The sequence below is a fragment of the Phyllobacterium sp. T2-21 genome, from assembly GCF_055378485.1.
In genome coordinates this window covers 1,516,907-1,540,396 of sequence record NZ_AP027912.1, presented here as the reverse complement: position 1 = coordinate 1,540,396, position 23,490 = coordinate 1,516,907, and the positions used below count along the sequence as shown (strand labels likewise).

Sequence of the window (23,490 nt, the reverse complement as noted above, 5' to 3'; positions counted from 1 at the left end):
AATTATATCAAATGCAGGGATCAATCCTTGCTTTTTACGATCAAATTGCATTGATTGACGCTAACAATTGCCATGAATGAGAGATTATGACGCAGAAAATTGCTGACGAGACCGACCGGCGCATTCTCAGGGAACTGCAGGCGGATGCGCGCATCACCAACAACGATCTGGCCGAACGGGTCGGACTATCTCCATCCCCCTGCCTGCGCCGACTGCGGCGGATGGAGGAAGCCGGCATCATCCGAGGGTACACCGCCCTCGTCGACCCGGTCATCGAGGGCTGGACCATGGCCGCCATCGCCACGATCCGGCTCAGCCGCCAGCATGAGGATGAGATCGTCATGTTCGAGGAAGCGATCCGCGGCTGGGACGAGGTGCTGGAATGCCACCTTGTCACCGGCTCGCGCGATTATGTGCTGAAAGTCATGAGCGCCGGGCTGGAACACTATGAGCGCTTCATCAAGGAGAAGATCGCCCGGCTGAAGTGCGTCGCCTCCATCGAGACCAGCTTTGTCATGAACACAATCAAGGAGCGGCGGGTTTAACAGGGTATTCCCAAGATGGGAATTTTTTACTTGTTCCCAATATGGGAAATTGCTATATATGCCTGATGCAGATCATAGCCAAGAAAGCACTGCGGGCATTTTGGCTTGTTCACAACCAAGCTGAAGCACCCTTAACGGCTTGGTATGTGGCTGTGAGCAGGGCTGAATGGAAAACACCGGCGGACGTGAAATTGCAATTCGGCAACTCTGTCGACTTTGTCCGCGACAACAGGGTGATCTTTGACATTGCCGGCAACAAGTACCGCCTTATCGTGCATGTCGCCTACCCGTTCAAACGTGTGCTCATCAAATTTATCGGCACGCATAAAGAGTACGATGCAATCGACCCGGAGACTGTGTAATGAAAAACATTCGGCCGATCAAAACTGAAGAAGACTATGACTGGGCGATTGGTGAAATCACGCACTATTTCGACAATCAACCCGAGCCGGGAACACCTGAGGGTGACCGGTTCGACGTTCTTGCGACCTTGATCGAAGCCTATGAAGACGATCATTATCCCATTCCGGCATTGGACCCAATTTCCACCATCGCCGCGCACATGGAAATGGCCGGGCTGAATCGCCGGGCCCTGGCAGAGGTTCTTGGCTCTGCGCCAAGAGCCTCTGAAGTTATGGCCAGAAAGCGCGCGCTGACGATGGATATGGTGTTCAAGCTTAATCGCGAATGGCATATTCCTGCCGAACTTCTCGTACAGCCCTATCATCTCGTGCATGATGAGAAAAAGGTTCAAAGAAGGGCCTGACCGCCCCGATCAGTCTTTCCCCGGAAACCTCATCAACACGTCATCCGGCTTTGCCAAGCAGCTCTGCAACGTCGCAATGCATTGCCGTTGCAACCTGCTCGGCGGTTTCCAGCGTAACGTTCATCCGGCCCGCTTCCATGCGGCTGATGTAGGCCTGGTCTGCACCAATGCGCAGCGCCAGTTCTTCCTGCAAGATGCCCAGGGCACCCCGTCTTTCCTTCACAGCCAGACCAAATCGCTTCTTGATGTCCATAAGAGGCAGGAAGCCACGCGTCAGATAATATCCGTCCGCGTGATCTGGATGCCAAAGCCTTCGAGACCGACATAGTGCCGCTCGCGCGATGACAGCAAGCGGATCGAGGTGATGCCGAGATCTTTCAGGATCTGCGCGCCAAGGCCGATCTGGCGCCATTCCTCTTCACGCACCTTGGCTTCCGCATGCGCCTCGCGGTCCTGCAGCGTGGCGCGATTGCGGTCGTCATCGCGGCCGACGCCGACGGAGCCCTCGCGCAGGTAGACGATGACACCGCGTTTTTCCTCGGCAATGCGCTTCATGATGCTGTCGAGCGTGTTGCGCGCACCAAAGACGTCGCTGAGAATGTCCTCGCGCTGCAGGCGCACAGGCACATCCTCGCCGTCGCGGATATCGCCGAAAACAATGGCCGCGTGGTGCATGGGCTCCCATGGCAGCGCATAGGTGATCGCCTTTGCCTGTCCGGCGCAGGTATCGATCTCATATTCGCCGATGCGCTCGATCAGGGTTTCCTTGCGCTGGCGGTAGGCGATGAGATCCGCCACCGTCACCTGGTGCAGCTTATGCGTTTCGGCAAAGCTTGCCACCTGCGGGCCGCGCATCACCGAACCGTCGTCGTTGACGAGTTCGCAGATCACGCCGACCGGCGGCAGGCCGGCAAGCTTGCACAGGTCGACGGCCGCTTCCGTGTGGCCGGAGCGCATGAGCACGCCGCCCTCGCGCGCGATCAGCGGGAAAATGTGTCCCGGACGCACGAAATCGGCAGCGCCGGCATTGGGATTGGCGAGGTTGCGCACAGTCAGGGTGCGGTCATCGGCGGAAATGCCCGTGGTGGTGCCGTGCTTGTAGTCCACGGTCACGGTGAAGGCGGTGGAATGCGGCGCGTCGTTCTCGGCCACCATCGGCGCCAGATTGAGGCGCTTGGCGTGGTCGCGCGGCATGGGCGTGCAGACGATGCCGGAGGTGTGACGCACGATGAACGCCATCTTTTCCGGGGTGCAGTGCACCGCCGCGACGATCAGGTCACCCTCGTTCTCGCGCCCGTCATCATCCATGACAACGACGATTTCACCGCGTTCGAACGCACGCAGCGCATCGACGACCCGTTTCTGATTGTAAGCCATGTATGCGCCTCTTGATTAGATGCTTTAGATGCGGCCGGTCTGGCCGCGATGTCTGAGATAATGATCGGCAATCGCGCAGGCAACCATGGCTTCGCCGATGGGGACAGCGCGGATGCCGACGCAGGGATCGTGCCGGCCCTTGGTCATCACATCCACCTGTTTGCCATCGGCATCGATGCTCTGGCGCGGGGTGAGGATGGATGAGGTGGGCTTGACGGCAAAGCGCGCGACGATGGGTGCGCCGCTGGAAATGCCGCCGAGAATGCCGCCGGCATGATTGGACAGGAAAATCGGCTTGCCGTGATTGTCCATGCGCATCTGGTCGGCGTTTTCCTCACCGCTCAGCGTGGCCGCTGCGAAACCATCGCCGATTTCGACACCCTTCACCGCATTGATGGACATGAGATAGCTGGCGATATCCTGATCGAGCTTGCCGTAGACAGGCGCACCGAGCCCCGCCGGTACATTTTCAGCGACGATTTCAACGACTGCGCCGATGGAGGAACCCGCCTTGCGGATACCGTCGAGATAGCCGGCGAAGAGATCGACGGAGCCGGGGTCCGGCGTGAAGAACGGGTTGTTGTCCACCTCGTCCCAGTCCCAGCGGTCCCGGTCGATCGTGTGAATGCCCATGCCCACCAGCGCGCCGCGCACGATCAGGCCAGGCACAACCTTGCGGGCAATGGCACCGGCGGCAACGCGCGCCGCGGTTTCCCGCGCCGATGAGCGCCCGCCGCCGCGATAGTCGCGGATGCCGTATTTGACGTCATAGGTGTAATCGGCGTGGCCGGGACGGTACTGGCGGGCGATATCGCCATAATCCTTGGAGCGCTGGTCGGTGTTCTCGATCATCATCGAAATCGGCGTGCCCGTGGAGACCATGGTGACGCCATCGTCCTGCAGCATGAAGCCGGACAGGACTTTCACCTGATCCGGCTCGCGCCGCTGGGTGGTGTATTTCGACTGGCCGGGCTTGCGTTTGTCCAGATAGGCCTGAATCTCGGCTTCGGTAAAGCTGATACCGGGCGGACAACCATCGACCACGCAACCAAGCGCGATTCCATGGCTTTCACCCCAGGTGGTGACACGAAAAAGATGACCGAAAGTATTATGCGACATGAGATTACCCGGCGTTATGTCAGGGGGTTTTATGAGCGTTTACGCCTGTGGTCAAACCCGCCGCTGAAATTCCTTTGTCCACCACGAAAAAAGCAATTGTTTTGCCACAAATGCGCGCTTTAAGGTGACGGACAAATCGACCACCAGATTTTGATTAAAGAGGATATCAAAATGCGTTTCATCGTCGCGACCTTCATGTTCGTCGCTTCCCTGCTTCCGGTCGGCGCGCTCGCTGACGATGCGCAGGGCACCATCACCAAAATCGACGAAGACAATTCGACCATTACGCTCGACGATGGCAAGGTCTACAAGCTGCCGGGCGAATTCGACTTCAGCGCCATCGACAAGGGCATGAAGGTCACGATCATGTTCGATCTGGTCAACAAAGAGCGCTTCATCACCGATATCGAAGAATCGGTGCAATAAGCACCTGTTCGTCACAAGCCGAGGCCTGGATGGTCACATCCAGGTCAGACTGCCCTTCTCAAGGCGCAGAATTTTATCCTGGGTGATGGCGAGGTTCGCCGCATCATGGCCATCAAGGCCCTCCACCATCTGGAAAATCGTGCGCATGCAGCCGCCATGCGTCACGCATACGGTCGGCTCCCGCACTTCTGACAGCCAGTTCCCTATCCGTATCGCCAGAATGGCGTAACTTTCGGCCGTAGGCCCCGGCGGAACAAAGTTCCATTTGTCCCGGGCCCGTGCGGCCACGAGGTCGGGAGACCGGGCTTCGATGTCTTCCAGCATGTAACCTTGCCAAGCACCGAAATTCACCTCCATGAGGCGGGCATCGGTGCGGTAGGCCCAGGGATCGATCCCCATGCGGGTTCTGATGCGCTCCATCGTATCGCGCGTGCGGCGCAAAGGGCTGGCGACAAAGTCGAAACCCGCTCCCTCCCCGATCAGGGATTTGAGCATATCGCCGTTGCGTGCGGCCTGCTGCTGGCCGCACGCATTGATATCGACATCTTCCTGCCCCTGGATTCGCTCGGACACGTTCCAGTCCGTCTCGCCGTGGCGCGAGAAATAAACAATCGAGTCCGGCAGATGCACTTTGGAGCTAGTCCTTGACGACAGAGATATCCGGCGCGTCCACAGCCTTCATGCCGACGACATGATAGCCGCTGTCGGCATGGTGAATTTCGCCCGTGACCGAACGGGACAGGTCGGAGAGGAAATACAGGCCGGCATCGCCGACTTCCTCGATGGTAACGGTACGGCGCAACGGGGCGTTGTACTCGTTCCATTTGAGGATGTAGCGGAAATCACCGATGCCCGACGCGGCCAGCGTCTTGATCGGACCGGCGGAGATCGCATTGACGCGGATATTGTCCGGGCCGAGATCCACTGCCAGATATTTCACGCTGGCTTCTAGCGCCGCCTTGGCAACACCCATGACGTTGTAATTCGGCATGACCTTTTCCGCGCCGTAATAGGTCAGCGTCAGGATCGAGCCGCCATCGGTCATCAGCTTTTCCGCGCGCTTGGCAACGGCCGTCAGCGAGAACACCGAAATCAGCATGGTCTTGGTGAAATTCGCTTCTGACGTATCGACATAGCGGCCGGTCAGTTCGTCCTTGTCGGAGAAACCGATGGCATGCACCAGAAAGTCGATCTTGCCCCACTTCTCTTCCAGAGCGGCAAAGCACGCATCGATGGTCGAGGCATCCGAAACATCGCAATGGCCGCAGAGAAAAGCCCCGAGTTCCTGCGCCAGAGGCTCGACGCGCTTCTTCAGCGCATCACCCTGATAGGTGAAAGCAAGCTCGGCACCGGCATCATGGGCCGCCTTGGCAATGCCCCAGGCGATCGACCGATTATTGGCAACGCCCATAATAAGTCCGCGTTTACCTTGCATCAAACCAGTTTTGGCGGTCATTTACCAACCCTTCACGAAAGACATATGATTGATTTGCGGTATCGCACAGCCCGCGCCGGGCTTCAAGCATCGTGTCAGTTTCGTCAAGGATTTTCGGGAACCGTTGATTTTCAGAGACTCGAATCGCGCAGAAATGCTTCCAATGCCGCATCACCATGCTCGGGCAACATGACGCGAACATGAACAAAGAGATCGCCGTGACCATCCGGCTTTTTCGGCAAACCCTTGCCTTTCAGGCGCAAAACCCGGTCAGAACTGGTCCATGGCGCTATTTTCACCGCCACACGGCCATTCAGGGTCTCGACTTCCTGCCGGGAACCGAGTGCTGCATCGCGCAACGACACCGGCAGGTCGAGATGCAGGTCGTGGTCTTCCACCTTGAATTTCGGGTGCGGCTTGAAACGTATCGTGACCAGCGCATCGCCGGGTGTTCCGCCGGGAATGGCCTCGCCCTGCCCCTTCAGCCGAATCGTTTGACCATTTTCAACCTGCGCGGGCAGCTTGATCGCCAGCCTTTTACCGTTTGGAAAAACCGCTTCAACCTTCTCGGCACCGACAGCCTGCTCAAGCGTCACGTCGATGGTGGCCTGGAGGTCCGTGCCTTTGCGCGGGCCTGCGCGGCGCTGTCCGCCGCCGAAAGCGCCGGCGCCCTCGCCGAAGAGGCTGCTCAGAATATCTTCAGCACCAAAACCGGCCGTGCTGCGGTAGTCGAATCCGCCGGACCGCGCACCGCGTGCACCGCCAAAACCGGCGAAGGGATCGCCGCCGCCGGAAAACCCTTCGAAACCCTGCGGCGCGCGCTGCTTGCCCTCGGCGTCGATCTCGCCCCGGTCAAACTGGCCGCGACGTTCCTTGTCGCCGATGATCTCATAGGCCTGGTTGATCTCAGAGAAATTTGCCTGCGCCTTCGGGTCATCCTGGTTCTGGTCAGGATGATATTTCTTGGCGAGCTTGCGAAACGCCGACTTGATTTCTTCAGGCTTCGCCGTCTTGGCGACGCCCAGCACGGTATAAGGATCGCGCATGTGTGTGCCCTTCCTAGTGGAACGAATGTGACATTCGCATATTCCTCGTCATGTACAATGGGATGCGAATGTCACATTCGTTCCACTGGCATAAACGGGGTGCGTTGGGGATTTGCCCGTTATATGCGCATCAATAGGAAGAAATTCCAGACTTTCTGTCAAGAAATCTGCAATCGCTGCCCGGTTCCATCGAAAATATCATTCAGTTGCAGAGAATCAAATCGGCGCGAAGGATTTCAGCGTCCATTGTCCGCCATCCTGCATGCAGGTCTCACCCTTGTAGAGCATGACGCCGTCAAAAGATTCGCGCGATGTCTGGAATTCACGGCAGAGCCCTGTCTCGGTCTTCTTCTCGGCGATTGCCGTGATCGTGCCCTGACTGCCGGTCTCCGGATTGGACCATGGCAGCGGCTTGTTGCCCCATTGGGTGAAATTCAGCGCGGAGACGATATTGCGGACCGTCGACTGGTCGGCGGCACCCTTGGCATCCACCTGCGGCGCTGGAGCAACCGAACCCGTCACCGTCGCCTTGTCCGGGACCGCGCTCTCGACACTGAAGCTTTTCATGGCACAGCCGGAGAGAAGACAGAGCACAAAAACAGCAGCGAACGGCGCAGTCCGCACCGGAATTTTCGCCCCAAGGTTCTTGATATCTGGTATTGCCAATGCCAAACGCATATCTCTCTTTAACAAGGTCAACCAGCTATGACTATGGGTGAAATGAAGTTAACAACCGGTGACTTCACAGAAAAAACCGAACCCTTCGCGCTCTTCGACGAATGGCTCAAAGACGCAACCAAATCCGAGCCGAATGACCCGAATGCTGTTGCTCTGGCAACGGTGGATAGTGATGGCCTGCCGGATGTCCGCATGGTTCTTCTTAAAGGTTTTGACGAGCAAGGCTTTGTTTTTTATACAAATTTTGAAAGTCAGAAAGGTCAGGAAATACTGGGCTCAATGAAGGCCGCCATGTGTTTTCATTGGAAAACGCTGCGCCGTCAAGTGCGTGTGCGCGGTCCCGTGGAAATTGTCAGCGATGCGGAAGCCGATGCCTACTACGCCACCCGCCCGCGGGGCAGCCGTATCGGCGCCTGGGCTTCCAAGCAATCGCGGCCGCTGGAAAGCCGTTTTGCCCTGGAAAAAGCCGTCGCGGAATACACTGCCCGCTATGCCATCGGCGAAATACCCCGGCCCGCCCACTGGTCGGGCTTCCGCATTCGCCCGACATCCATTGAATTCTGGCATGACCGGCCTTTCCGCCTGCACGACCGCGTGGTTTTCAGCCGTGCGACGCCGGATGGCGACTGGGGCAAAACCCGCTTGTACCCATAGGGCTCTTCAGCCCTTCTTGCGCATCAGGAAGGCCATCAGGGCGCCCCGTGCTTCTTCCGACTGGAGCCGTTCCGCAAAATGCCCGGCTTCCAGTTTGATGCGCTCGACCGTTTCAGCACGCGGCATGCGCAGGAGATCGCGCGAGATCTGCATGGCTTCCGGCGGCTTGGCGGCAATTTCCGTCGCCACGGCCAGAACAGTGCTTTCCAGCTGGTCCGCCTCGACGATCCGGTAGACAAGACCGGCGTCCTTCGCTTCGGCCGCGTTCAGCCCGGCGCCCATCGCCAGGAAAGCAAAGGCCTGCTGACGGCCCATCAGGGCAGGTCCGAGCAGGCTCGAACCCGCTTCGGGTACAAGACCCAGATCGACGAAGGGCGTCTTGAACAGGGATTGCGGCGTGGCGAAGGTCAAGTCGCAATGGAAATTGAGCGTCGAGCCGATGCCGATGGCAAGCCCATCCACACCCGCAACAACCGGCTTTCTGCTATTCGTCAATGTGATGAGGAAGTCAACAACCTCGGTGCCCATGGTACCCGACGTGGCAAAGGCCATGAAATCCTGCAGATCATTGCCGGAGGAGAAGGCGCCCGGCACCCCCAGGAATACATGGGTGCGGATATCCGGATTCGCATCGCCTTCCACCAGCGCTCCGGTCATGGCCGTATACATGGCTCGTGTCAGGGCATTCTTCTTGTCCGGGCGGTTCATCCGGATGGTCTGGACGGCGCCGTGGCGCTCGATGACGATATGATCTGACATGAAGTTTCCCTATTGCAATGCGGCACGGGCACCGAGCAGGCTCGGCGCACCGTTGATGACGCGATCTTTCAGCGCCGACGTTTCGTTGAGAAGATTTTCGGCGAAGAATCGCGCAAGGGCCGTCCGGCCGGTATTGTCGCCACCCAGCGCACCCTTGGCGAGGTAGGTTGCACCGGCAGCCAGGCCGAAGAGGCGCAGATAGGGCGTCGCTCCGGCAAGCGCATTGCTGATGTCACCGCCGGCAAGGGTCTGCTGCAGCCAGAGCGTCGTTGCCTCCAGATCGTCAAGACCGGCCTGCAGGCGCTCCGCCGTGTTGCCGAAACCGGTGCTGTTGCTCAGCGAAACGGCTTCGGCCACCGTGCGCAGCTCGGCGATATAGGTCTTGACGTGGTTGCCGCCATCGAGCGGCAGCTTGCGCTGGACGAGATCGATGGCCTGAATGCCGTTGGTTCCCTCATAGATCGGGGCAATGCGGGCATCGCGCAAAAACTGTGCGGCGCCAGTCTCTTCGATGAAGCCCATGCCGCCATGAATCTGGATGCCGATCGAGGCAACGTCGACGCCGACATCAGTGGAAAACGCCTTGGCGACCGGCGTCAGCAGGTTCGCGCGATCTGCCCAGTGCCTTTTGTCGTCATCTGCGCCGGTCCGCGCCATATCCAGCGCGTGGGCGCAGGCATAGGCGATGGAGCGGGCGGCGCCGGTCAGGCCCTTCATGGTCAGAAGGTTACGCTGCACGTCGGGGTGTTCGATGATCGGGCTCATGCCCTCACCCGTCCAACCCGGCGCGCGCATCTGGCGGCGCTCCTGCGCATAGGCCAGGGATTTCTGATAGGCGGCCTCCGCCACCGCAACCCCCTGGATGCCCACGGCCAGCCTTGCATTGTTCATCATGGTGAACATGCAGGCCAGACCGCGGTTTTCTTCGCCGATAAGCCAGCCGATGGCGCCCGGCTTCGCATCCCTGGCAAAACCATCGCCATAGATCATCGTGCAGGTGGGCGAGCCGTGAATGCCCATCTTGTGCTCGACACCGCTGCAGAACACATCATTGCGGGCGCCGAGCGAACCATCGGCATTCACCAGGAATTTCGGCACCAGGAACAGCGATATCCCCTTGGTTCCCGCAGGCGCGTCGGGCAGGCGCGCCAGAACCAGATGGATGATATTGTCCGTAAGGTCATGCTCGCCATAGGTGATGAAAATCTTCTGACCGAAAATGCGGTACGTGCCGTCATCGGCCCGCTCGGCCCGCGAGCGCAATGCTCCCACATCGGAACCGGCCTGCGGTTCGGTGAGATTCATGGTTCCCATCCACTCGCCCGAAACCAGCTTTGGCAGATAGGTGTGTTTCAGATCATCCGTCGCGTGGGCTTCGAGCGCCTCGATGGCGCCAAGCGTCAATGTCGGTCCGATGCCGAAAGCCATGGAACCGGAATTCCACATTTCCAGCGCCGCCACTGCGAGCATCATCGGCAGACCCTGTCCGCCGAACTCTTCCTTGCCGGTCAGGGCGTTCCAGCCGCCGCCGATCCAGTCGCTGTAAACGTCTTTCCAGCCGGGCGGCATGGTGACTTCGGCATCTTTCAGCGGCGTTCCGTGCTTGTCACCAACCTCCAGGAGCGGCGCAACGCGCGTGGACGCGAATTTACCCGCCTCTTCCAGGATGGCATCAACCAGATCGTCGGAGAGCTCGGCAAAACGCCCGGCGGCGATGGCCTCGTCCAGACCGGCAATTTTCTTCAGTGTGTGTGCGATTTCCTCGACGGGCGCCCGGTACATTGATCACAAGTCTCCTCATCCAGTGATGCTGCGTCGTTGCGGATAGACATTGCCGCCCCCAGCCTGGCAAGGCAAGTGGATTTTTACGTAAACGTAAGAAAATCTGCCCTTTGATCCTTGTGCGGCGCGGTCTGTTCGGCACCGCAGACACATGAACCCGCGACTCCGACAGGCGTTCTCGCCGATCAACCCTTGTGCTTTACGGCATTTTAACCATGAACCAGCGATCATGGGCGCTTGTATCGGAAGCCGCAGACCACGAGGTGTGAAGGGACAGGCATTTGACAATCCGAGCGCAGGTTTTCGCCCTTGCTGCCCTTGTCACCGCGTTGATGTCCAGCGCCCCTTCCCGTGCGGACTCCCAGTTCCAGACCCCCTGGTCCAACCAGCAGCGCGCCATCGTTCTCGACGGCTATGAGCACAATTCATTCAATCTCCCGGAAATCGTCAGGGATCCGCGCATTGCCGCCTTCATTCACAAGGCATCCGATGGCATGCCTGCCGCCTATCATTGCGGACGCATCGCCGATGTGAAGGATCAGGAAATATGCCGCCGCATCTGGCGCAACTATGCGGTGTCGCGCGAGCTCTACCAGACACGGCGCGTTCTGGCCAAAGCGCTCGGCCTGAAATGGGGCTCCTACCATCTGGCGCGCCCGGGCAATCCCATAGAACAGGCGAACCATTTCATCGATTATGCCGAGCCGACCAGCGACGAGCTGATGGCCATCGATATCGAGGACAATGACCCGGCCCGGTTCATGTCGCTGGCGGACGGCGAGATATTCGTCGCACAGATCAAACTGCGCACCGGCCGCTATCCCGTGCTCTACACCAATGGCACCACGGCCAAATACATTGCCGATCACCGGCTGGCACTGCCGATCCTGTCGCGCCTGCCGCTCTGGTATGCGCGGTATGAGGCCGACATCGCCCCGCATTTCCCGAAAGGCAACTGGCAGGACTATGCGCTCTGGCAATTTGCCTCGCAGAACAATTGCAGCAAAACGCGCTGCCCCTACCGGCCCAATGGCACGAACCGTGACATCGATGTGAATATCGCCGATATGACCGTTGCGGAACTGAAACGCGCCTGGCCGTTCGACACCCTCGTACCGGCGGTGCTGCCCGACGACATGCCCAGACCCGGCGAACGGCCTGCCTTGCCCAGCGATATTCTGATGGCGTCGATGGAGCCGCCGCTTGTCGATTATAGCGGGTTGCGGCAGATACCGGGCCTGCTCATCGCCGCTGCGAAAGGACTGGCTGCTACCGTGCAAGCCTCTATCGATGGCCTGGGCGACACACCGCAGGCGGTCGATACCATGGTGACGGCGTCCGTCATCCGTATTGCCAAATCACATCCAAGTGAAAAACTGACACTGGAAACGATCAGGACCAGCCTGCGAGAACCGGTGACAACACCCGATGACCACCCGGACAGCCATCTGATCGCCGGCTTGGTCGGTTTCTGCTTTGATGAAACCAGCACGGGCATGAGCCATCTGCCGGCCTATGCCATGCAGCGCTGACCTTCAGAGAGAAGCAGGCACGTGAGCGCATGCGCCTGCTTCAAAGTTCATCCGTGTGTTTGCGCAATCTCAAGAAAAGACAACGTCATCCGGCGAGAGATCGGCAAGGGACACATGCTCGATCAGAATGCCGCTGGAATCGCCGTCAAAGCTGACATAGACGCCGTCAGCCGTGTCGTGCGACGCGGCGAGAAAACTGTCGAAATCGTGAATGCCGCTGCTGCCCGCGGTGAAATCGCGAAGATTGATCACATCGCCTTCCGCCACATTGAAATCCGCGATGTGGTCGACACCGCCAAGGGTTTTGGCATCGAATATGAATGTATCCGCGCCCGCGCCGCCGAAGAGATGGTCCGTGCCGGTACCGCCATCCAGGAGATCGTTGCCCGACCCGCCCTTGAGGATGTCGTCACCCGCACCGCCCAGCAGCGTGTCATTGCCGTCGCCGCCATTCAGCGTATCGTTGCCGGCACCGCCATCGAGGTAATCATTGCCGCGGCCGCCGAAGAGGACATCCTTGCCGTCACCGCCCCAGATTCTGTCATCGCCATTGCCGCCGTCGATGTAATCGTTGCCGGCATCGCCATGGATCTCATCATTGCCGCCGCCGCCGAACAGCGTGTCATTGCCATCGCCGCCAAATATGCGGTCGTTGCCATCGCCGCCTTCGACGCGGTCGTCACCGGCGCCGGCGTTGACATCGATATGGGAAAAATTCGTTGCAATGATCTTGTCATTGCCCGCTCCCGTCGTCAGCTCAAGCCGCTCCAGGTCGACGAAATAGAGATGATTGGCCGGAACCGTCGCATCCCCGAAAAAGAGGTGGCCGCTGGAACCGTTGAAGGTGACCGGTTCGGCAGAGTGGGAAAGATCGACCGCAAGGGTGTCGATACCCGCGCCGCCGCGTGCTGCGCCGCCAACGCCGTTGAACACCAGCCTGTCGTCTCCATCACCGCCTTCAAGCTGGTCAAAACCGCTCGAACTGGTCAGGATGTCATTTCCAGCCCCGCCATAGAGAAAGTCATTGCCCGCGCCGCCGTCGAGAATATCATTGCCGCCAAGACCCCAGAGATTGTCGTTCCCGTCCGTCCCGTGCAGAACATCGCTTGTGCCACCACCCACTATTTTCGCCATCGAAATGATCTCCCAAAAAGCCTGTGATGGCGGAGTATATGTAAGGACATTTGACAAGCAAGTGTCGTTTTAGAAAAACAAAACATAGTATGTATACTTATTTTACTTGTAAAATATTTCAAATTTATAAGTAAAATTTCTGATATTATGGGATCAAAGCGCACGAACGAATTTCCCGCATCGTGCCCCCGCGGCCTGCGGCGGAGGCCCGTGCAAAAACCCGTTTTCGCGGAACGGCTGCCATCGGATTTTGACCAGAGGTGACCGGCATTTTCCCGGAGTTATCCACGCTAAAAACCGATGTTAAGCATCTGTTCAGGTTAACAAGACATTCCGGAAATCGTGAGAATTGCAGCTGATCAAACGATGCTACCTTTGCGCGATCAGCCCCAATCCTCAGTTTCACAATGAGATAATGACCCCACGCAGCGCCCGCGCCCAAAACCGTATCCTGATCATCATGGCCTGTTTCATCGGGATTTTCTGCATTATCAGCGGGCGGCTGGTCTTTTACGGCATGAAGGACGATCCGGTGGATTTCAATGGACCGACGGGCTCCATTCTGGCCTCCCGCCCGGACATTCTCGACCGCAATGGTGCGGTGCTGGCAACCGATATCAACACCGTCTCGCTCTATGCCGAACCGCGCAAGATCATCGATCCGGACGAGGCGTTCGAGCTGCTTGCCACCGTCCTGCCAGATCTCAATTTCGAACAGACCTACGCCCGCCTGAAGGGCAAGGCCGGCTTTGCCTGGCTCAAACGCGGCCTGACGCCGAAGCACAAGAGCCAGATCATGGCGCTGGGCATACCCGGGATCGGCTTTCGCACGGAGAAATCCCGCTTCTATCCCGGCGGCCCGACGGCGGCGCATATTCTCGGCCTGGTCAATGTCGACAATCAGGGCATTGCCGGCATGGAGAAGTATATCGACTCGCAGGGTCTGTCCGACCTGCGCGATGTCGGCCTTGCCCATGCGCGCAAGCTCGCACCGGTCAAGCTCTCCATTGACCTCAGGGTTCAGCACGTGGTGCGCGACGTGCTGGTCAATGCGGTCGAACGTTACCGCGCCATTGCCGCGGGCGCCGTGGTACTCGACGCCGACACCGGCGAAGTCCTGGCGATGGGTTCGGTGCCGGATTTTGATCCGAACAATCCGTTCAACGCGCTGGAGAAGGACCGGCTCAACCGCATGTCGGCCGGTGTCTACGAGATGGGCTCGACCATCAAGACCTTCACCACGGCCATGGCGCTCGATTCCGGCAAAGTGGACCTCAACAGCACCTTCGACGCCACCCGCCCCATCACCATCGGCCGCCAGACCATCCACGATTTCCACGGCAAACGCCGCGTGCTGACTTTGCCGGAAGTGTTCCTGTTTTCTTCCAATATCGGTTCGGCCAAGGAAGCGGATGTGGTCGGCATCGAAGGGCATCGCGAATTCCTGGTCCGGCTCGGCCTGCTCGACCGGATGCAGACGGAATTGCCCGAGGTGGCGCGGCCGACAGAGCCGAAAGTCTGGAAGAAGGTTCACTCGATAACGATTTCCTTCGGCCATGGCATGGCCACCACGCCGCTGCAGACCGCAGTCGGAGCCGCGGCTCTGCTGAATGGCGGCATGCTGATCGCGCCGACATTCCTGCCGCGTGGCATTGAAGAAGCGCGGACCTTGGCCAAGCGGGTGGTCAGCAAGAAGACCAGCGATGATCTGCGCTATCTCTACCGGCTCAATGCCCAGAAGGGCACGGGCGGCTCCGCCAGCCGGACGCAGGTTCCCGGATATCGCGTCGGCGGCAAAACCGGAACCGCCGAAAAAGTCATCAACGGACGCTATTCCAAGGATGTGCGCTTCAACACCTTCATCGCCGCCTACCCCATCGAGAACCCGCGCTATGTCGTGCTGACGATCATCGATGAACCCAAGCCCGTCGACGGGCAGGTTGCCGCCGGCGCCGGCCTCAACGCGGCGCCGATGGCCGCGGAAATCATCCGGCGCTCGGCCAATATTCTCGGCGTGCTTCCGGTGTTCGAGACGGCAGAGGATTAGGCCGGGATGGCCTTGAACATGATCGTGGTGGCGTCGAGATGATCCTTGAACGGATCACGGCAGTAGTCCGGAATGATCCCGGCAATCTGATAACCCAGGCCGAGGTAAAGCGGTTCAGCCTTGTCGCCGGTCCGCGTGTCCAGGGTGATCAATCCCCGCCCCAACCGGTGCGCCGCGCTTTCCAGCTCGACCATCAACGCCTTGGCGATTCCCTGGCGGCGGAAATCCGGATGCACCATCACCTTGCGGATTTCGGCCCGATGCGGCTGATTGGGCGGCGTATCGTAATCAAGCTGGCCGGTTCCCGCGATCCTTCCGTCTTTACGGACCACGAGCAACAATCGTTTGCCTTGCCGGACCGCTGGAAGCACGCTCATCATCCAGAACGCCTCCCCGTCCGCTTGCGAGAACGGCAAGACGAAGCCGATACTGGCACCGCCATGCACGCAGGCATGCAGGAGCGCGCCGAGCGCCTGCACATGGACCTCGATGTCATCGGCATCAAAAACAGCAATATCGTTGGTCAATGGGGCCTCACAGCATGAAAAGCACATAGCGTGCACCGGAATGTTCGGATGTGGCGAAGGCGCTGGGCCCGAACAGCTGATAGCGCAGGCAGTCGCCGGGATTGAGAGCATGGGTCTGACCATCGACGGTCACCTCAAGCTGGCCTTCGATCAGCAGCAAATGGTGTTCGAGACCCGGGCGTGGCGGGTTGTCATAGGAAATGCGGGCGCCCGGATCGAGTTCGCATTCCAGCATCTCGCCCGCCAGGGTTTGCGCCGGCGGCGATACGGAACGGCGCTTGAAGCCGACACTCGGATCAATCCACACGGCTTGCGCCTCGCGGCGGATCAGCGGCGCGAACTCATCCTCGACCATATGCATCAGCCGCGACATCGTGAGGCCATAGGCGGAGCACAGCTTGCCGAGCACCTGGGCGGTGGGACTGACCTCGGCATTTTCGAGCCGGGACAGCGTGGCACGGCTCACCATGCTGCGGCGGGCAAGCTCATCCAGCGACCACTCGCGCTCCGCCCGCAATCCTTTGAGGCGCTTGGCGATGCGTTGATCCATAGCAGCGGTATCAATCGAGGTGTTTTCCATATATGAGAAATTATCTCTATATAGGAAACATGTCAACCGCGTCTCGTGGAGGTATTCAGGATGTTGGCGCCGCTTGTGTCCCAATCAATGGGCGCTTAGCATTTCGTCACATCCTGTCAAACTGCGCCGGAGTTCCCCGCCATGCACATGCTTCATCACATTTCGCTCGGCGTTGCCGATATCGAGCGCGCAGCATCTTTTTACGATGCGGCGCTTGCCCCGCTTGGATATGTCAGGGTCTGGGAGGATTTGCGGCCGGGTGAAGCGGATCAGGCGGTCGGCTATGGCGCGCCGGGTGGCGGCGACAAGCCGGCGATCAAGCATCGCCCGGAAGGCCGATACGCGCCCGGCCCCGGCTTTCACCTTGCCTTTGCAGCACCGGACCGTCAGGCAGTCGACCGGTTTCATGCGGCTGCCCTCAGCCATGATGGCAGCGACAACGGCAAACCCGGCTTGCGGCCTCATTACGGCGCGCATTATTACGCAGCCTTTGTCATCGATCCCGACGGACACCGCATCGAGGCCGTTTTCAATCAGCCGGAATGATCAAAGTGACGGATAGGCGACATGACATCCGGACCAGGACCGAATGCCGCTTCCGCCCGGACACTTTTTGTCTATAGTTCCAGTTCCATTCACCTGGGACCCACGTCCGGAGCCGCACATGCCATCCACCGAACTTTTGATCGCTTTTTTCATCACCACGGCGATCTTTGCCTATATTCCCGGTCCCGCCATGCTGTACGCGGCGGCGCAAACCATTGCGCGCGGCCGCTGGTCCGGGCTGATGGCGGCATTCGGCATTCATCTTGGCGGCTATGTGCATGTGTTTGCCGCGGCGGCCGGATTGTCGGTGCTGTTCCATGCCGTGCCGGTGCTCTATCTCGCGGTCAAGTTCTGCGGCGCGGCCTATCTGGTGTGGCTCGGCATTTCGCTGTTTCGTGCCAAGGTCAATGGCGACGTCACCATGCCGGGCGTGGAGCAGAAATCCGCCCGCCGCGCCTTTCTTGAAAGCATCAGCGTCGAGGTTCTCAACCCGAAGACGGCGATTTTCTTCATGGCGTTCCTGCCGCAGTTCATCGACACTTCTGCGGCGTTTCCGGTCTGGCTGCAGTTCGTGCTGCTCGGAACCATGGTCAATCTGATGTTCTCTTCCGCCGATCTGGTCTGCGTGATCCTGGCGGGAGCCGTGGTCACGCGCCTCAAGCGCTCAAGCCATGCCCAGCGGCTGATGCAGCGTGCCGGCGGAACGATCCTGGTGGGGCTCGGCGTTCATCTCGCCCTGCAGAAGAGCTGATCTAGCCTCGTCCGTCCGGATAGACCGCCGGTCCCTTGATCTCGATCTTGTTGCCGAAGGGATCGCGGATGTAAAACGAGTGTCCCATACCGCGGGCGCCGCCATGCATCGCCTCCCGCTCGATCTCGACCCCATGGGCATCGAGATGGGCGCGCAGCGCATCGTGATCGAACGGCCCGGTTGCGATGCAGACGTGATCGACGTTGCGCCCGCCCGTCACCGGCGGAACAGCACTGGCGGCGCCGGCGTGAGTAATGTCCCACAGGACGATCAGCGCCGACCCGCACCAGACCTGCTCCATCCCGAGCGCCGGATAGATATAGCCAGGCCGGCAGCCGAGAACCTCGTAGTAGAATTTCAGCGCGGACGGCATGTCGTCGACGAGAAAGACCACATGATCGATGCCCACCAGAGAAAACGGAACACTCGCTGCCTGCATGGATGTCTCCTCGGGTTCTGATGTCCTGCGTGTAAACCGCACCCCATAAAGCAAAATCCGGAACGCCCCTGCCAAGGCGCTCCGGAACTGTAATACTCAAAGGGCCTGTTCAGCGGCCGTCGGGGGTTTTTGTACCGCCCCATTTGTCCTTCACGGCGTCAAAATGCTCTTCAGGCTTGTATTCGGCAACCTGCAGGCCAACCTGCTTTGCCGTCAGGCGGCCCATGGCGGAAAGAACCTGATAGCTGCTGACGACGCTGTCATGCTCCGCCTGCACCAGCGCGAGCTGGCCCGTGATGACATCGGCCTGAGCATTCAAGACGTCGAGGGTGGTGCGCTGCCCGACCTTGCGCTCTTCTATCACGCCATTGAGCGCAAGCTGGGCTGCGGCCACGACGCTCCTCTGCGCCACAATGGAGGCTCTGGCTGCATCCAGTTTTGACCACGCGGCAGCAACGGCCTGACGGACGCTGTCTTTCGACACATCCACCTCGATGCGCCGCTGGCCGAGATTCTCCTTCGACTGGCGCACTGCCGCCGCTGTTCGACCGGCTCCATAGATCGGAATCGTCACGTTCAGTTTGGCCGATGCCGCGGAGTTATTGGGTGTCGTCGCCGATCCGCCCTGGAAAACATCCGTCCGGCTGAGCGTTCCCGTTGCCCCGGCCTGCGGCAGCAGCACACCCTCGTTCACCTTGACCTGATACCCGGCAACGTCGGTGTTGAGTTTCGCCGCACCAATCAGCGGATGATTGGCATCGGCGATGGAATAGGCCTGATTAAGCGATTTCGGCAAGGATTTGGCGGTTGCCGCCGCCGTCAGAGACCCTGGAGTGGCCCCGACGGTCTGGACGTAAGTGGCTTCGGCAATCTTCACATTGGCACGGGCGGTATTGCGGTCGTTGACCGCTGTCGCCTGCGATGCCTCAGCCTGGGCGACGTCGGTGCGGGTGCCCTCGCCCACATCGAACCGTGCACGGTTGGAGCGCACCTGCTCGTTGAGGAATGCCAGGTTCTTTTCGCGCAGGGCAACGATCTGGCGGTTGAGGTAGACATCCATATAGGCCTGCACGGTCGTCGCCAGAATGGTCTGCTCACTGCCGCGCAAGTTTTCGCGGGCCGCAAGCACACCGGTTTCTGCAGCCGCAACGTTGTTCCTGGTCTGGAAACCGTCGAACAGCATCTGGTCAACCTCGACACCTTCGGTGGAGGAGCTTTTCGTTCCTGCCCTTTGGCCATCAATTTTGCTGCGCTCTGTATTGACAGAGACCTGGCCGGTCACGCGCGGACGGTAACCGGATTTGGCGATCGCCACGTTCTCGTCCGTCACCCGCACACCGGCGCGGTTCGCATTCAGCGTCGAATTGTTCTGATAGGCCTTCGACATCGCGCCGAAAATCGTTTCGGCCATGGAAGGCGTTGCTGTCAGAACCGAAGTCATCAGCAGGATCGCAGTGAGGCTTCGCTTGGCTGTTATGGACACGGTGAATTTCTCCGACAGTTTGAACAGAGGACTCGGCTCAGCGAACCGTTCGTTCCGATTTGCAAGAGACATTGCGCTACGAACCGCCGATGTCAATGTTGAAAACCGGATGAGCGGTGTTTTTACTATACCTCACCCTTCTCGCGGGCGATAGCGCGCCAGCCGATATCACGCCGGTAAAAGCCTTCCGGCCAGTCGATCCGGGCAATCGCGGCATAGGCGGCGTCCTGCGCCTGCTGCACCGTTTTGCCGCTGGATGTGACATTAAGCACACGCCCGCCATTGGCGACAAGCGCGCCGTCTTTCTCGGCGGTGCCCGCGTGGAATATTCTTACCGTATCCGACTGCGCCGCATCGGCACCCCGGATCACGCTGCCCTTCTGCGGAGATGCGGGATAGCCCTTTGCGGCCATGACGACGGTCAGCGCCGAATCGTCATTCCAGCGCACCGACATCTGGTCCAGCGCACCATCGGCGGCGGCCTTCAACAAAAGGAGCACGTCATCCTTCAGCCGCAGCATCAGCACCTGTGTTTCCGGGTCACCGAAGCGGGTGTTGTATTCGATCAGCTTCGGACCGTCCCCGGTGATCATCAGGCCGGCAAACAGCACGCCGCTGAACGGCGCGCCGATTTCCGCCATGCCGCGCATGGTCGGCTCGATCAGTTCGCGCATGGTGCGGTCAATGATCGCCTGCGTCATTACAGGTGCGGGCGAATAGGCGCCCATGCCGCCGGTATTGGCACCGGTATCGCCGTCGCCGACGCGCTTGTGATCCTGTGCCGTACCGAAAGGAAGGGCTGTCTTGCCATCGCAGAGGCAGAAGAAGCTGGCTTCCTCGCCATCAAGAAATTCTTCCACCACCACTTCGGCACCGGCGCCACCGAAGGCGCCGTCAAAGCAGGCATCCACCGCGTCGAGGGCTTCCTGCACGGTCATGGCCACCACGACGCCTTTACCAGCAGCCAGACCGTCGGCCTTGACCACGATGGGCGCGCCCTGCTTTTCCACATAGGCCCGGGCGGCTGCGGCATCGCTGAAGCGGCCATAGGCGCCGGTCGGGATGTTGAAGCGGGCACAGAGATCCTTGGTGAAGCCCTTTGAGCCTTCCAGCTGCGCGGCCGCCTTGGACGGGCCGAATACGGAAATGCCTGCGGCGCGCAGATCGTCGGCGATACCGGCAACCAATGGTGCTTCCGGGCCGACAACCACGAAATCAACCGCTTTTTCCTTGCAGAATGCCACGATGGCGGCGTGATCGGCCGGATCGAGCGCCACGCATTCGGCCTCATGCGCAATGCCGGGATTGCCAGGGGCGCAGTAGAGCTTTGTCAGCACGGGAGACGCCGCGATCTTCCAGGCCAGAGCGTGTTCGCGGCCACCGGAACCAATAAGCAAGACGTTCATCGTTTTCTGCTCCGTGCATGAAGGGGTTGCTGTGTCGGTATGGCCTCGGGCACGAAGGGTCAAGCACGCAATCACAGATTTGCCCTGAATTCAGGCGTAATTTACTTGACTGGCGCAGCGCCCGCTGCAAGGTCACGCCATGACACCGGAAAAAGACATCATACAGTCAAGCCAAGGCCGGGGCCGCGTTTTCGACGCGCCGTCGGGACATTGGGTTTATCGCGCACTGCCAGCCTGGCTGTGGCCCTACGCGCAGCTGGCGCGCTGGGACCGCCCCATCGGCTGGTGGCTCCTGCTTTGGCCCTGCTGGTGGTCCGTCGCCCTGGCGGCAAGTGCCGGCGCCAAGGTGGGCGATTCCGTCTGGTCGATCATTCCTTCCCCCTGGCACCTCGCCCTGTTCCTGATCGGTGCGGTCGCCATGCGCGGCGCGGGCTGCACCTATAATGATCTGGCCGACGAGGACATCGACAATCAGGTAGCGCGCACCCGTTCGCGTCCGCTGCCTTCGGGCCAGGTGACGCGCAAACAGGCCAAAATATTCATAGTGCTGCAAGCGCTTGTGGGGCTGCTGGTGGTCATCCAGTTCAACCTCTTCACCATTCTTCTCTCCATCGCCTCGCTGGTGATCGTTGCGATCTATCCGTTCATGAAGCGCATCACCAACTGGCCGCAGCTTGTGCTCGGGCTTGCCTTCTCCTGGGGTGCCCTTGTCGGCTGGTCCGCGCATTTCGGGGCACCAGCGACGCTGAAAGACTTTCTCCCGCCGCTGCTGCTTTATGCCGGCTCGATCCTCTGGGTGATCGGCTATGACACGATCTACGCCCACCAGGACAAGGAAGACGATGCCCTCGTCGGCGTGGGTTCGACGGCGCGGCTGTTCGGCAGCCGCACCCGCGAAGCGCTGATGGTGCTCTATGGCGGCGCGCTGGTGCTGTTCCTCGGGGCGTTTGCCGTGGCGGAAGTGCCCATGCCCGCCGTCGCCGGTCTTCTGGCGGCAGGAGCACATATGTACCGCCAGATCATGGTGCTCGACATCGACGATCCCGCGCAATGCCTGCGCCTCTTCCACTCCAACAAAGTTGTCGGCTGGCTGATTTTTGCCGGGCTGGTGCTCGGCGCGCTGTGGACGGTGGTCAAACCGTTCTTTTAGCTTGAACTGATCGCACTCAAGCCTTCAACCAATCGGTCAAGCTCAGCCTCTGTCGTGTAGAGCGCTGGCGAAACCCGCAGGCATTGGCCTTTGGCCACCCCGGTGCGCCGGACTGTCAGGACACGATGCTTGTCGCGCAGGGCCGTCATCAAGGCGTTGTTATCGTCCTTGCTGATCTTGCCCTTGATGCGGAACGACGTGATGCCGGCATGCATGGTATCGTCGTCGGGCGTGAGGATTTCGACAGTTTCGATCGCCCGCGCCTGCTTCACCCAGTAATTGCGAAGATAAGTCAGGCGTGCCTGTTTGCGCTTCGAGCTGATCATCTCGTGCAGATCGAGCGCGGCAGGCACGCTCAAGGTCGCTGCGAAGTTGGTGGTGCCGGTATGGACACGCGAGCGGATATCGTCCTTCGGCCAGTCTTCATCGGCCAGATCGCGGTCGATATCGGCCAGCCTTTCCTTGCGAATGTACAGGAAGCCCATGCCAACCGGTGCGCCGATCCATTTATGCAGGTTGAAGCCGACGAAATCAGCACCGAGATCGGTTACCTTGAAATCCATCTGCCCCCAGGAGTGGGCTGCATCAACCACCACATCCACACCGCGGGCACGGGCCATGTCGGCAATCTCGCGAATGGGCATGACAAGCCCGGTGCGATGGGACAGATGGGTCAAAAGCAGCAGCTTTGCCTTGGGAGTCGCCTCGAGCACGGTGCGATAGGCATCGAGTACGGCTTCCCGCGTCGCCGGCTCCGGAATGGCGAAGGTCTTGACCTCGACACCCCTGCGGCCCGCCAGCGCATTCATGGCATACTGCATGGAATCATAATCGAGATCGGAATAGATCACCGCATCGCCCGGCAGCAGCTTGTTATAACCGGTGATCAGCTTTTGCAGGGCTTCGGTGGCGCCGCGCGTCAGGGCGACTTCCTCCGGCGCCGCACCAACGGCACCGGCAACCCGGTTGCGCACATCCTCAGCATCCTTGCCAAAGGCATTGCGGGCATAGACCGTATTCTGCCGGTTTACGCGCTGCGTATTTTCCAGATAGGCCTGCAGCACAGGGCGGGCCATGATGCCCCAATAGCCATTCTCAAGATTGGCGATCGAGCGCTCCACATCGTAGAGATCGCTCACGGCGGCCCAATAGGCGCGGTCCGTGGCAATGGCCGTGTCATTGGCGGCAGGAAGCACCGCTGTTTCCATGGCTGATGCCTTGACGATTGTTGCGGCGAGCGCGGTTGCCGCGCTGCCCATCAGAAAATGACGACGTTCTATACCTGGCATCGGACCGATCCTTCACGCG

The 23,490-nt window shown here is 59.8% G+C and carries 25 protein-coding genes and 1 pseudogene; 10 read left to right on the top strand and 16 right to left on the bottom strand.

The features are described from left to right. Positions 1 to 86: 86 nt before the first annotated feature. The 3 genes from ACZ5FP_RS07720 (at position 87) to ACZ5FP_RS07710 (ending at position 1,311) form a co-directional block, all read left to right on the top strand. Positions 87 to 545 (top strand): Lrp/AsnC family transcriptional regulator, encoded by a 459-nt coding sequence (locus ACZ5FP_RS07720; protein WP_464662918.1) that lies wholly within the window; start codon positions 87 to 89, stop codon positions 543 to 545. A gap of 65 nt (positions 546 to 610) precedes the next feature. Beyond that, positions 611 to 907 carry a type II toxin-antitoxin system HigB family toxin gene (locus tag ACZ5FP_RS07715; protein ID WP_464662917.1) on the top strand — a complete coding sequence of 99 codons (297 nt, stop codon included), beginning with the start codon at positions 611 to 613 and terminating at the stop codon, positions 905 to 907. After that, positions 907 to 1,311, top strand: coding sequence for a helix-turn-helix domain-containing protein (locus tag ACZ5FP_RS07710; protein WP_464662916.1), 405 nt, complete (start codon positions 907 to 909; stop codon positions 1,309 to 1,311). The genes ACZ5FP_RS07715 and ACZ5FP_RS07710 overlap by 1 nt, the downstream gene beginning before the upstream one ends. A gap of 40 nt (positions 1,312 to 1,351) precedes the next feature. Here the strand turns inward: ACZ5FP_RS07710 and ACZ5FP_RS07705 are convergent, their stop codons facing one another. The 3 genes from ACZ5FP_RS07705 to aroC are packed head-to-tail and all read right to left on the bottom strand — an operon-like array spanning position 1,352 to position 3,807. Beyond that, on the bottom strand, positions 1,352 to 1,564 hold the full coding sequence (locus tag ACZ5FP_RS07705) for a helix-turn-helix domain-containing protein (protein ID WP_464662915.1): 213 nt from the start codon (positions 1,562 to 1,564) through the stop codon (positions 1,352 to 1,354). Positions 1,565 to 1,584: 20 nt separating this feature from the next. Beyond that, a complete protein-coding gene (gene ribB / locus ACZ5FP_RS07700) occupies positions 1,585 to 2,688 on the bottom strand; it encodes a 3,4-dihydroxy-2-butanone-4-phosphate synthase (RefSeq protein ID WP_229490889.1) in 1,104 nt (367 codons plus the stop codon). A 24-nt stretch (positions 2,689 to 2,712) separates the two neighbouring features. Next, positions 2,713 to 3,807: a chorismate synthase gene (gene aroC / locus ACZ5FP_RS07695; protein ID WP_464662914.1), complete on the bottom strand. Its 1,095-nt coding sequence runs from the start codon at positions 3,805 to 3,807 to the stop codon at positions 2,713 to 2,715. 171 nt (positions 3,808 to 3,978) lie between these two features. Here aroC and ACZ5FP_RS07690 point away from each other — a divergent pair, with 171 nt between their 5' ends. Then, entirely contained in the window at positions 3,979 to 4,233 is a 255-nt protein-coding gene (locus tag ACZ5FP_RS07690; RefSeq protein WP_182547647.1) for a DUF1344 domain-containing protein, read from the top strand. A gap of 33 nt (positions 4,234 to 4,266) precedes the next feature. Here ACZ5FP_RS07690 and ACZ5FP_RS07685 read toward each other — a convergent pair whose 3' ends face one another. The 4 genes from ACZ5FP_RS07685 to ACZ5FP_RS07670 form a co-directional block, all read right to left on the bottom strand. After that, positions 4,267 to 4,857, bottom strand: coding sequence for a histidine phosphatase family protein (locus ACZ5FP_RS07685; RefSeq protein WP_464663211.1), 591 nt, complete (start codon positions 4,855 to 4,857; stop codon positions 4,267 to 4,269). Between the two features lie 13 nt (positions 4,858 to 4,870). Beyond that, positions 4,871 to 5,689: an enoyl-ACP reductase FabI gene (fabI, locus tag ACZ5FP_RS07680; RefSeq protein ID WP_091880942.1), complete on the bottom strand. Its 819-nt coding sequence runs from the start codon at positions 5,687 to 5,689 to the stop codon at positions 4,871 to 4,873. Between the two features lie 110 nt (positions 5,690 to 5,799). Then, the gene (locus tag ACZ5FP_RS07675; protein ID WP_464662913.1) at positions 5,800 to 6,714 is read right to left on the bottom strand and encodes a DnaJ C-terminal domain-containing protein; all 915 of its coding nucleotides are present in this window, start codon (positions 6,712 to 6,714) and stop codon (positions 5,800 to 5,802) included. A gap of 216 nt (positions 6,715 to 6,930) precedes the next feature. Next, a complete protein-coding gene (locus tag ACZ5FP_RS07670) occupies positions 6,931 to 7,281 on the bottom strand; it encodes an RT0821/Lpp0805 family surface protein (protein ID WP_464662912.1) in 351 nt (116 codons plus the stop codon). Between the two features lie 144 nt (positions 7,282 to 7,425). Here ACZ5FP_RS07670 and pdxH point away from each other — a divergent pair, with 144 nt between their 5' ends. Then, positions 7,426 to 8,046, top strand: a complete 621-nt coding sequence (gene pdxH, locus ACZ5FP_RS07665; RefSeq protein ID WP_403177461.1) for a pyridoxamine 5'-phosphate oxidase — start codon at positions 7,426 to 7,428, stop codon at positions 8,044 to 8,046. A gap of 6 nt (positions 8,047 to 8,052) precedes the next feature. On the opposite strand, the gene ACZ5FP_RS07660 is transcribed toward pdxH, so the two are convergent. After that, complete coding sequence (locus ACZ5FP_RS07660) at positions 8,053 to 8,805, bottom strand: crotonase/enoyl-CoA hydratase family protein (RefSeq protein ID WP_464662911.1); 753 nt, start codon at positions 8,803 to 8,805, stop codon at positions 8,053 to 8,055. 9 nt (positions 8,806 to 8,814) lie between these two features. Beyond that, a complete protein-coding gene (locus tag ACZ5FP_RS07655) occupies positions 8,815 to 10,587 on the bottom strand; it encodes an acyl-CoA dehydrogenase family protein (protein WP_464662910.1) in 1,773 nt (590 codons plus the stop codon). Positions 10,588 to 10,868: 281 nt separating this feature from the next. Here ACZ5FP_RS07655 and ACZ5FP_RS07650 point away from each other — a divergent pair, with 281 nt between their 5' ends. Further along, complete coding sequence (locus ACZ5FP_RS07650) at positions 10,869 to 12,119, top strand: glycoside hydrolase family 25 protein (protein WP_464662909.1); 1,251 nt, start codon at positions 10,869 to 10,871, stop codon at positions 12,117 to 12,119. Between the two features lie 69 nt (positions 12,120 to 12,188). Here ACZ5FP_RS07650 and ACZ5FP_RS07645 read toward each other — a convergent pair whose 3' ends face one another. Continuing rightward, positions 12,189 to 13,253, bottom strand: a complete 1,065-nt coding sequence (locus tag ACZ5FP_RS07645) for a calcium-binding protein (protein WP_464662908.1) — start codon at positions 13,251 to 13,253, stop codon at positions 12,189 to 12,191. Between the two features lie 433 nt (positions 13,254 to 13,686). Between ACZ5FP_RS07645 and ACZ5FP_RS07640 the strand changes: the two are divergent. Beyond that, positions 13,687 to 15,300 (top strand): annotated as a pseudogene (locus ACZ5FP_RS07640) (peptidoglycan D,D-transpeptidase FtsI family protein); the annotation flags it as partial. Here the strand turns inward: ACZ5FP_RS07640 and ACZ5FP_RS07635 are convergent. Both ACZ5FP_RS07635 and ACZ5FP_RS07630 read right to left on the bottom strand, forming a co-directional pair. Beyond that, complete coding sequence (locus ACZ5FP_RS07635; RefSeq protein WP_464662907.1) at positions 15,297 to 15,827, bottom strand: GNAT family N-acetyltransferase; 531 nt, start codon at positions 15,825 to 15,827, stop codon at positions 15,297 to 15,299. The pseudogene ACZ5FP_RS07640 and the gene ACZ5FP_RS07635 overlap by 4 nt on opposite strands. Positions 15,828 to 15,834: 7 nt before the next feature. After that, positions 15,835 to 16,377, bottom strand: coding sequence for a helix-turn-helix domain-containing protein (locus tag ACZ5FP_RS07630; protein ID WP_464662906.1), 543 nt, complete (start codon positions 16,375 to 16,377; stop codon positions 15,835 to 15,837). A 177-nt stretch (positions 16,378 to 16,554) separates the two neighbouring features. On the opposite strand from ACZ5FP_RS07630, the gene ACZ5FP_RS07625 reads away from it, so the two are divergent. Both ACZ5FP_RS07625 and ACZ5FP_RS07620 read left to right on the top strand, forming a co-directional pair. Next, positions 16,555 to 16,953 (top strand): VOC family protein, encoded by a 399-nt coding sequence (locus tag ACZ5FP_RS07625; RefSeq protein ID WP_464663210.1) that lies wholly within the window; start codon positions 16,555 to 16,557, stop codon positions 16,951 to 16,953. 118 nt (positions 16,954 to 17,071) lie between these two features. Further along, on the top strand, positions 17,072 to 17,704 hold the full coding sequence (locus tag ACZ5FP_RS07620; RefSeq protein ID WP_346305756.1) for a LysE family translocator: 633 nt from the start codon (positions 17,072 to 17,074) through the stop codon (positions 17,702 to 17,704). A gap of 1 nt (position 17,705) precedes the next feature. Here the strand turns inward: ACZ5FP_RS07620 and ACZ5FP_RS07615 are convergent, their stop codons facing one another. From ACZ5FP_RS07615 to purD, 3 genes are all read right to left on the bottom strand, one after another. Next, positions 17,706 to 18,143, bottom strand: a complete 438-nt coding sequence (locus ACZ5FP_RS07615) for a VOC family protein (protein ID WP_464662905.1) — start codon at positions 18,141 to 18,143, stop codon at positions 17,706 to 17,708. 109 nt (positions 18,144 to 18,252) lie between these two features. Further along, positions 18,253 to 19,584, bottom strand: coding sequence for a TolC family outer membrane protein (locus ACZ5FP_RS07610; protein ID WP_464663209.1), 1,332 nt, complete (start codon positions 19,582 to 19,584; stop codon positions 18,253 to 18,255). A gap of 167 nt (positions 19,585 to 19,751) precedes the next feature. Next, on the bottom strand, positions 19,752 to 21,032 hold the full coding sequence (purD, locus tag ACZ5FP_RS07605; protein ID WP_464662904.1) for a phosphoribosylamine--glycine ligase: 1,281 nt from the start codon (positions 21,030 to 21,032) through the stop codon (positions 19,752 to 19,754). A 139-nt stretch (positions 21,033 to 21,171) separates the two neighbouring features. Here purD and ubiA point away from each other — a divergent pair, with 139 nt between their 5' ends. After that, the gene (gene ubiA / locus ACZ5FP_RS07600; RefSeq protein WP_464662903.1) at positions 21,172 to 22,182 is read left to right on the top strand and encodes a 4-hydroxybenzoate octaprenyltransferase; all 1,011 of its coding nucleotides are present in this window, start codon (positions 21,172 to 21,174) and stop codon (positions 22,180 to 22,182) included. On the opposite strand, the gene ACZ5FP_RS07595 is transcribed toward ubiA, so the two are convergent. After that, the gene (locus tag ACZ5FP_RS07595) at positions 22,179 to 23,471 is read right to left on the bottom strand and encodes an aminotransferase class V-fold PLP-dependent enzyme (RefSeq protein ID WP_464662902.1); all 1,293 of its coding nucleotides are present in this window, start codon (positions 23,469 to 23,471) and stop codon (positions 22,179 to 22,181) included. The genes ubiA and ACZ5FP_RS07595 overlap by 4 nt on opposite strands. Positions 23,472 to 23,490: the final 19 nt, after the last annotated feature.

What these genes read in the sequence shown, in the direction of transcription:
- ACZ5FP_RS07720 (WP_464662918.1), top strand. Translation starts at nt 87, where the DNA reads ATGACGCAGAAAATTGCTGACGAGACCGACCGGCGCATTCTCAGGGAA.
- ACZ5FP_RS07715 (WP_464662917.1), top strand. Translation starts at nt 611, where the DNA reads ATGCAGATCATAGCCAAGAAAGCACTGCGGGCATTTTGGCTTGTTCAC.
- ACZ5FP_RS07710 (WP_464662916.1), top strand. Translation starts at nt 907, where the DNA reads ATGAAAAACATTCGGCCGATCAAAACTGAAGAAGACTATGACTGGGCG.
- ACZ5FP_RS07705 (WP_464662915.1), bottom strand. Translation starts at nt 1,564, where the DNA reads ATGGACATCAAGAAGCGATTTGGTCTGGCTGTGAAGGAAAGACGGGGT.
- ribB (WP_229490889.1), bottom strand. Translation starts at nt 2,688, where the DNA reads ATGGCTTACAATCAGAAACGGGTCGTCGATGCGCTGCGTGCGTTCGAA.
- aroC (WP_464662914.1), bottom strand. Translation starts at nt 3,807, where the DNA reads ATGTCGCATAATACTTTCGGTCATCTTTTTCGTGTCACCACCTGGGGT.
- ACZ5FP_RS07690 (WP_182547647.1), top strand. Translation starts at nt 3,979, where the DNA reads ATGCGTTTCATCGTCGCGACCTTCATGTTCGTCGCTTCCCTGCTTCCG.
- fabI (WP_091880942.1), bottom strand. Translation starts at nt 5,689, where the DNA reads ATGACCGCCAAAACTGGTTTGATGCAAGGTAAACGCGGACTTATTATG.
- ACZ5FP_RS07675 (WP_464662913.1), bottom strand. Translation starts at nt 6,714, where the DNA reads ATGCGCGATCCTTATACCGTGCTGGGCGTCGCCAAGACGGCGAAGCCT.
- ACZ5FP_RS07670 (WP_464662912.1), bottom strand. Translation starts at nt 7,281, where the DNA reads ATGAAAAGCTTCAGTGTCGAGAGCGCGGTCCCGGACAAGGCGACGGTG.
- pdxH (WP_403177461.1), top strand. Translation starts at nt 7,426, where the DNA reads ATGGGTGAAATGAAGTTAACAACCGGTGACTTCACAGAAAAAACCGAA.
- ACZ5FP_RS07660 (WP_464662911.1), bottom strand. Translation starts at nt 8,805, where the DNA reads ATGTCAGATCATATCGTCATCGAGCGCCACGGCGCCGTCCAGACCATC.
- ACZ5FP_RS07655 (WP_464662910.1), bottom strand. Translation starts at nt 10,587, where the DNA reads ATGTACCGGGCGCCCGTCGAGGAAATCGCACACACACTGAAGAAAATT.
- ACZ5FP_RS07645 (WP_464662908.1), bottom strand. Translation starts at nt 13,253, where the DNA reads ATGGCGAAAATAGTGGGTGGTGGCACAAGCGATGTTCTGCACGGGACG.
- ACZ5FP_RS07630 (WP_464662906.1), bottom strand. Translation starts at nt 16,377, where the DNA reads ATGGATCAACGCATCGCCAAGCGCCTCAAAGGATTGCGGGCGGAGCGC.
- ACZ5FP_RS07625 (WP_464663210.1), top strand. Translation starts at nt 16,555, where the DNA reads ATGCTTCATCACATTTCGCTCGGCGTTGCCGATATCGAGCGCGCAGCA.
- ACZ5FP_RS07620 (WP_346305756.1), top strand. Translation starts at nt 17,072, where the DNA reads ATGCCATCCACCGAACTTTTGATCGCTTTTTTCATCACCACGGCGATC.
- ACZ5FP_RS07615 (WP_464662905.1), bottom strand. Translation starts at nt 18,143, where the DNA reads ATGCAGGCAGCGAGTGTTCCGTTTTCTCTGGTGGGCATCGATCATGTG.
- ACZ5FP_RS07610 (WP_464663209.1), bottom strand. Translation starts at nt 19,584, where the DNA reads ATGACTTCGGTTCTGACAGCAACGCCTTCCATGGCCGAAACGATTTTC.
- purD (WP_464662904.1), bottom strand. Translation starts at nt 21,032, where the DNA reads ATGAACGTCTTGCTTATTGGTTCCGGTGGCCGCGAACACGCTCTGGCC.
- ubiA (WP_464662903.1), top strand. Translation starts at nt 21,172, where the DNA reads ATGACACCGGAAAAAGACATCATACAGTCAAGCCAAGGCCGGGGCCGC.
- ACZ5FP_RS07595 (WP_464662902.1), bottom strand. Translation starts at nt 23,471, where the DNA reads ATGCCAGGTATAGAACGTCGTCATTTTCTGATGGGCAGCGCGGCAACC.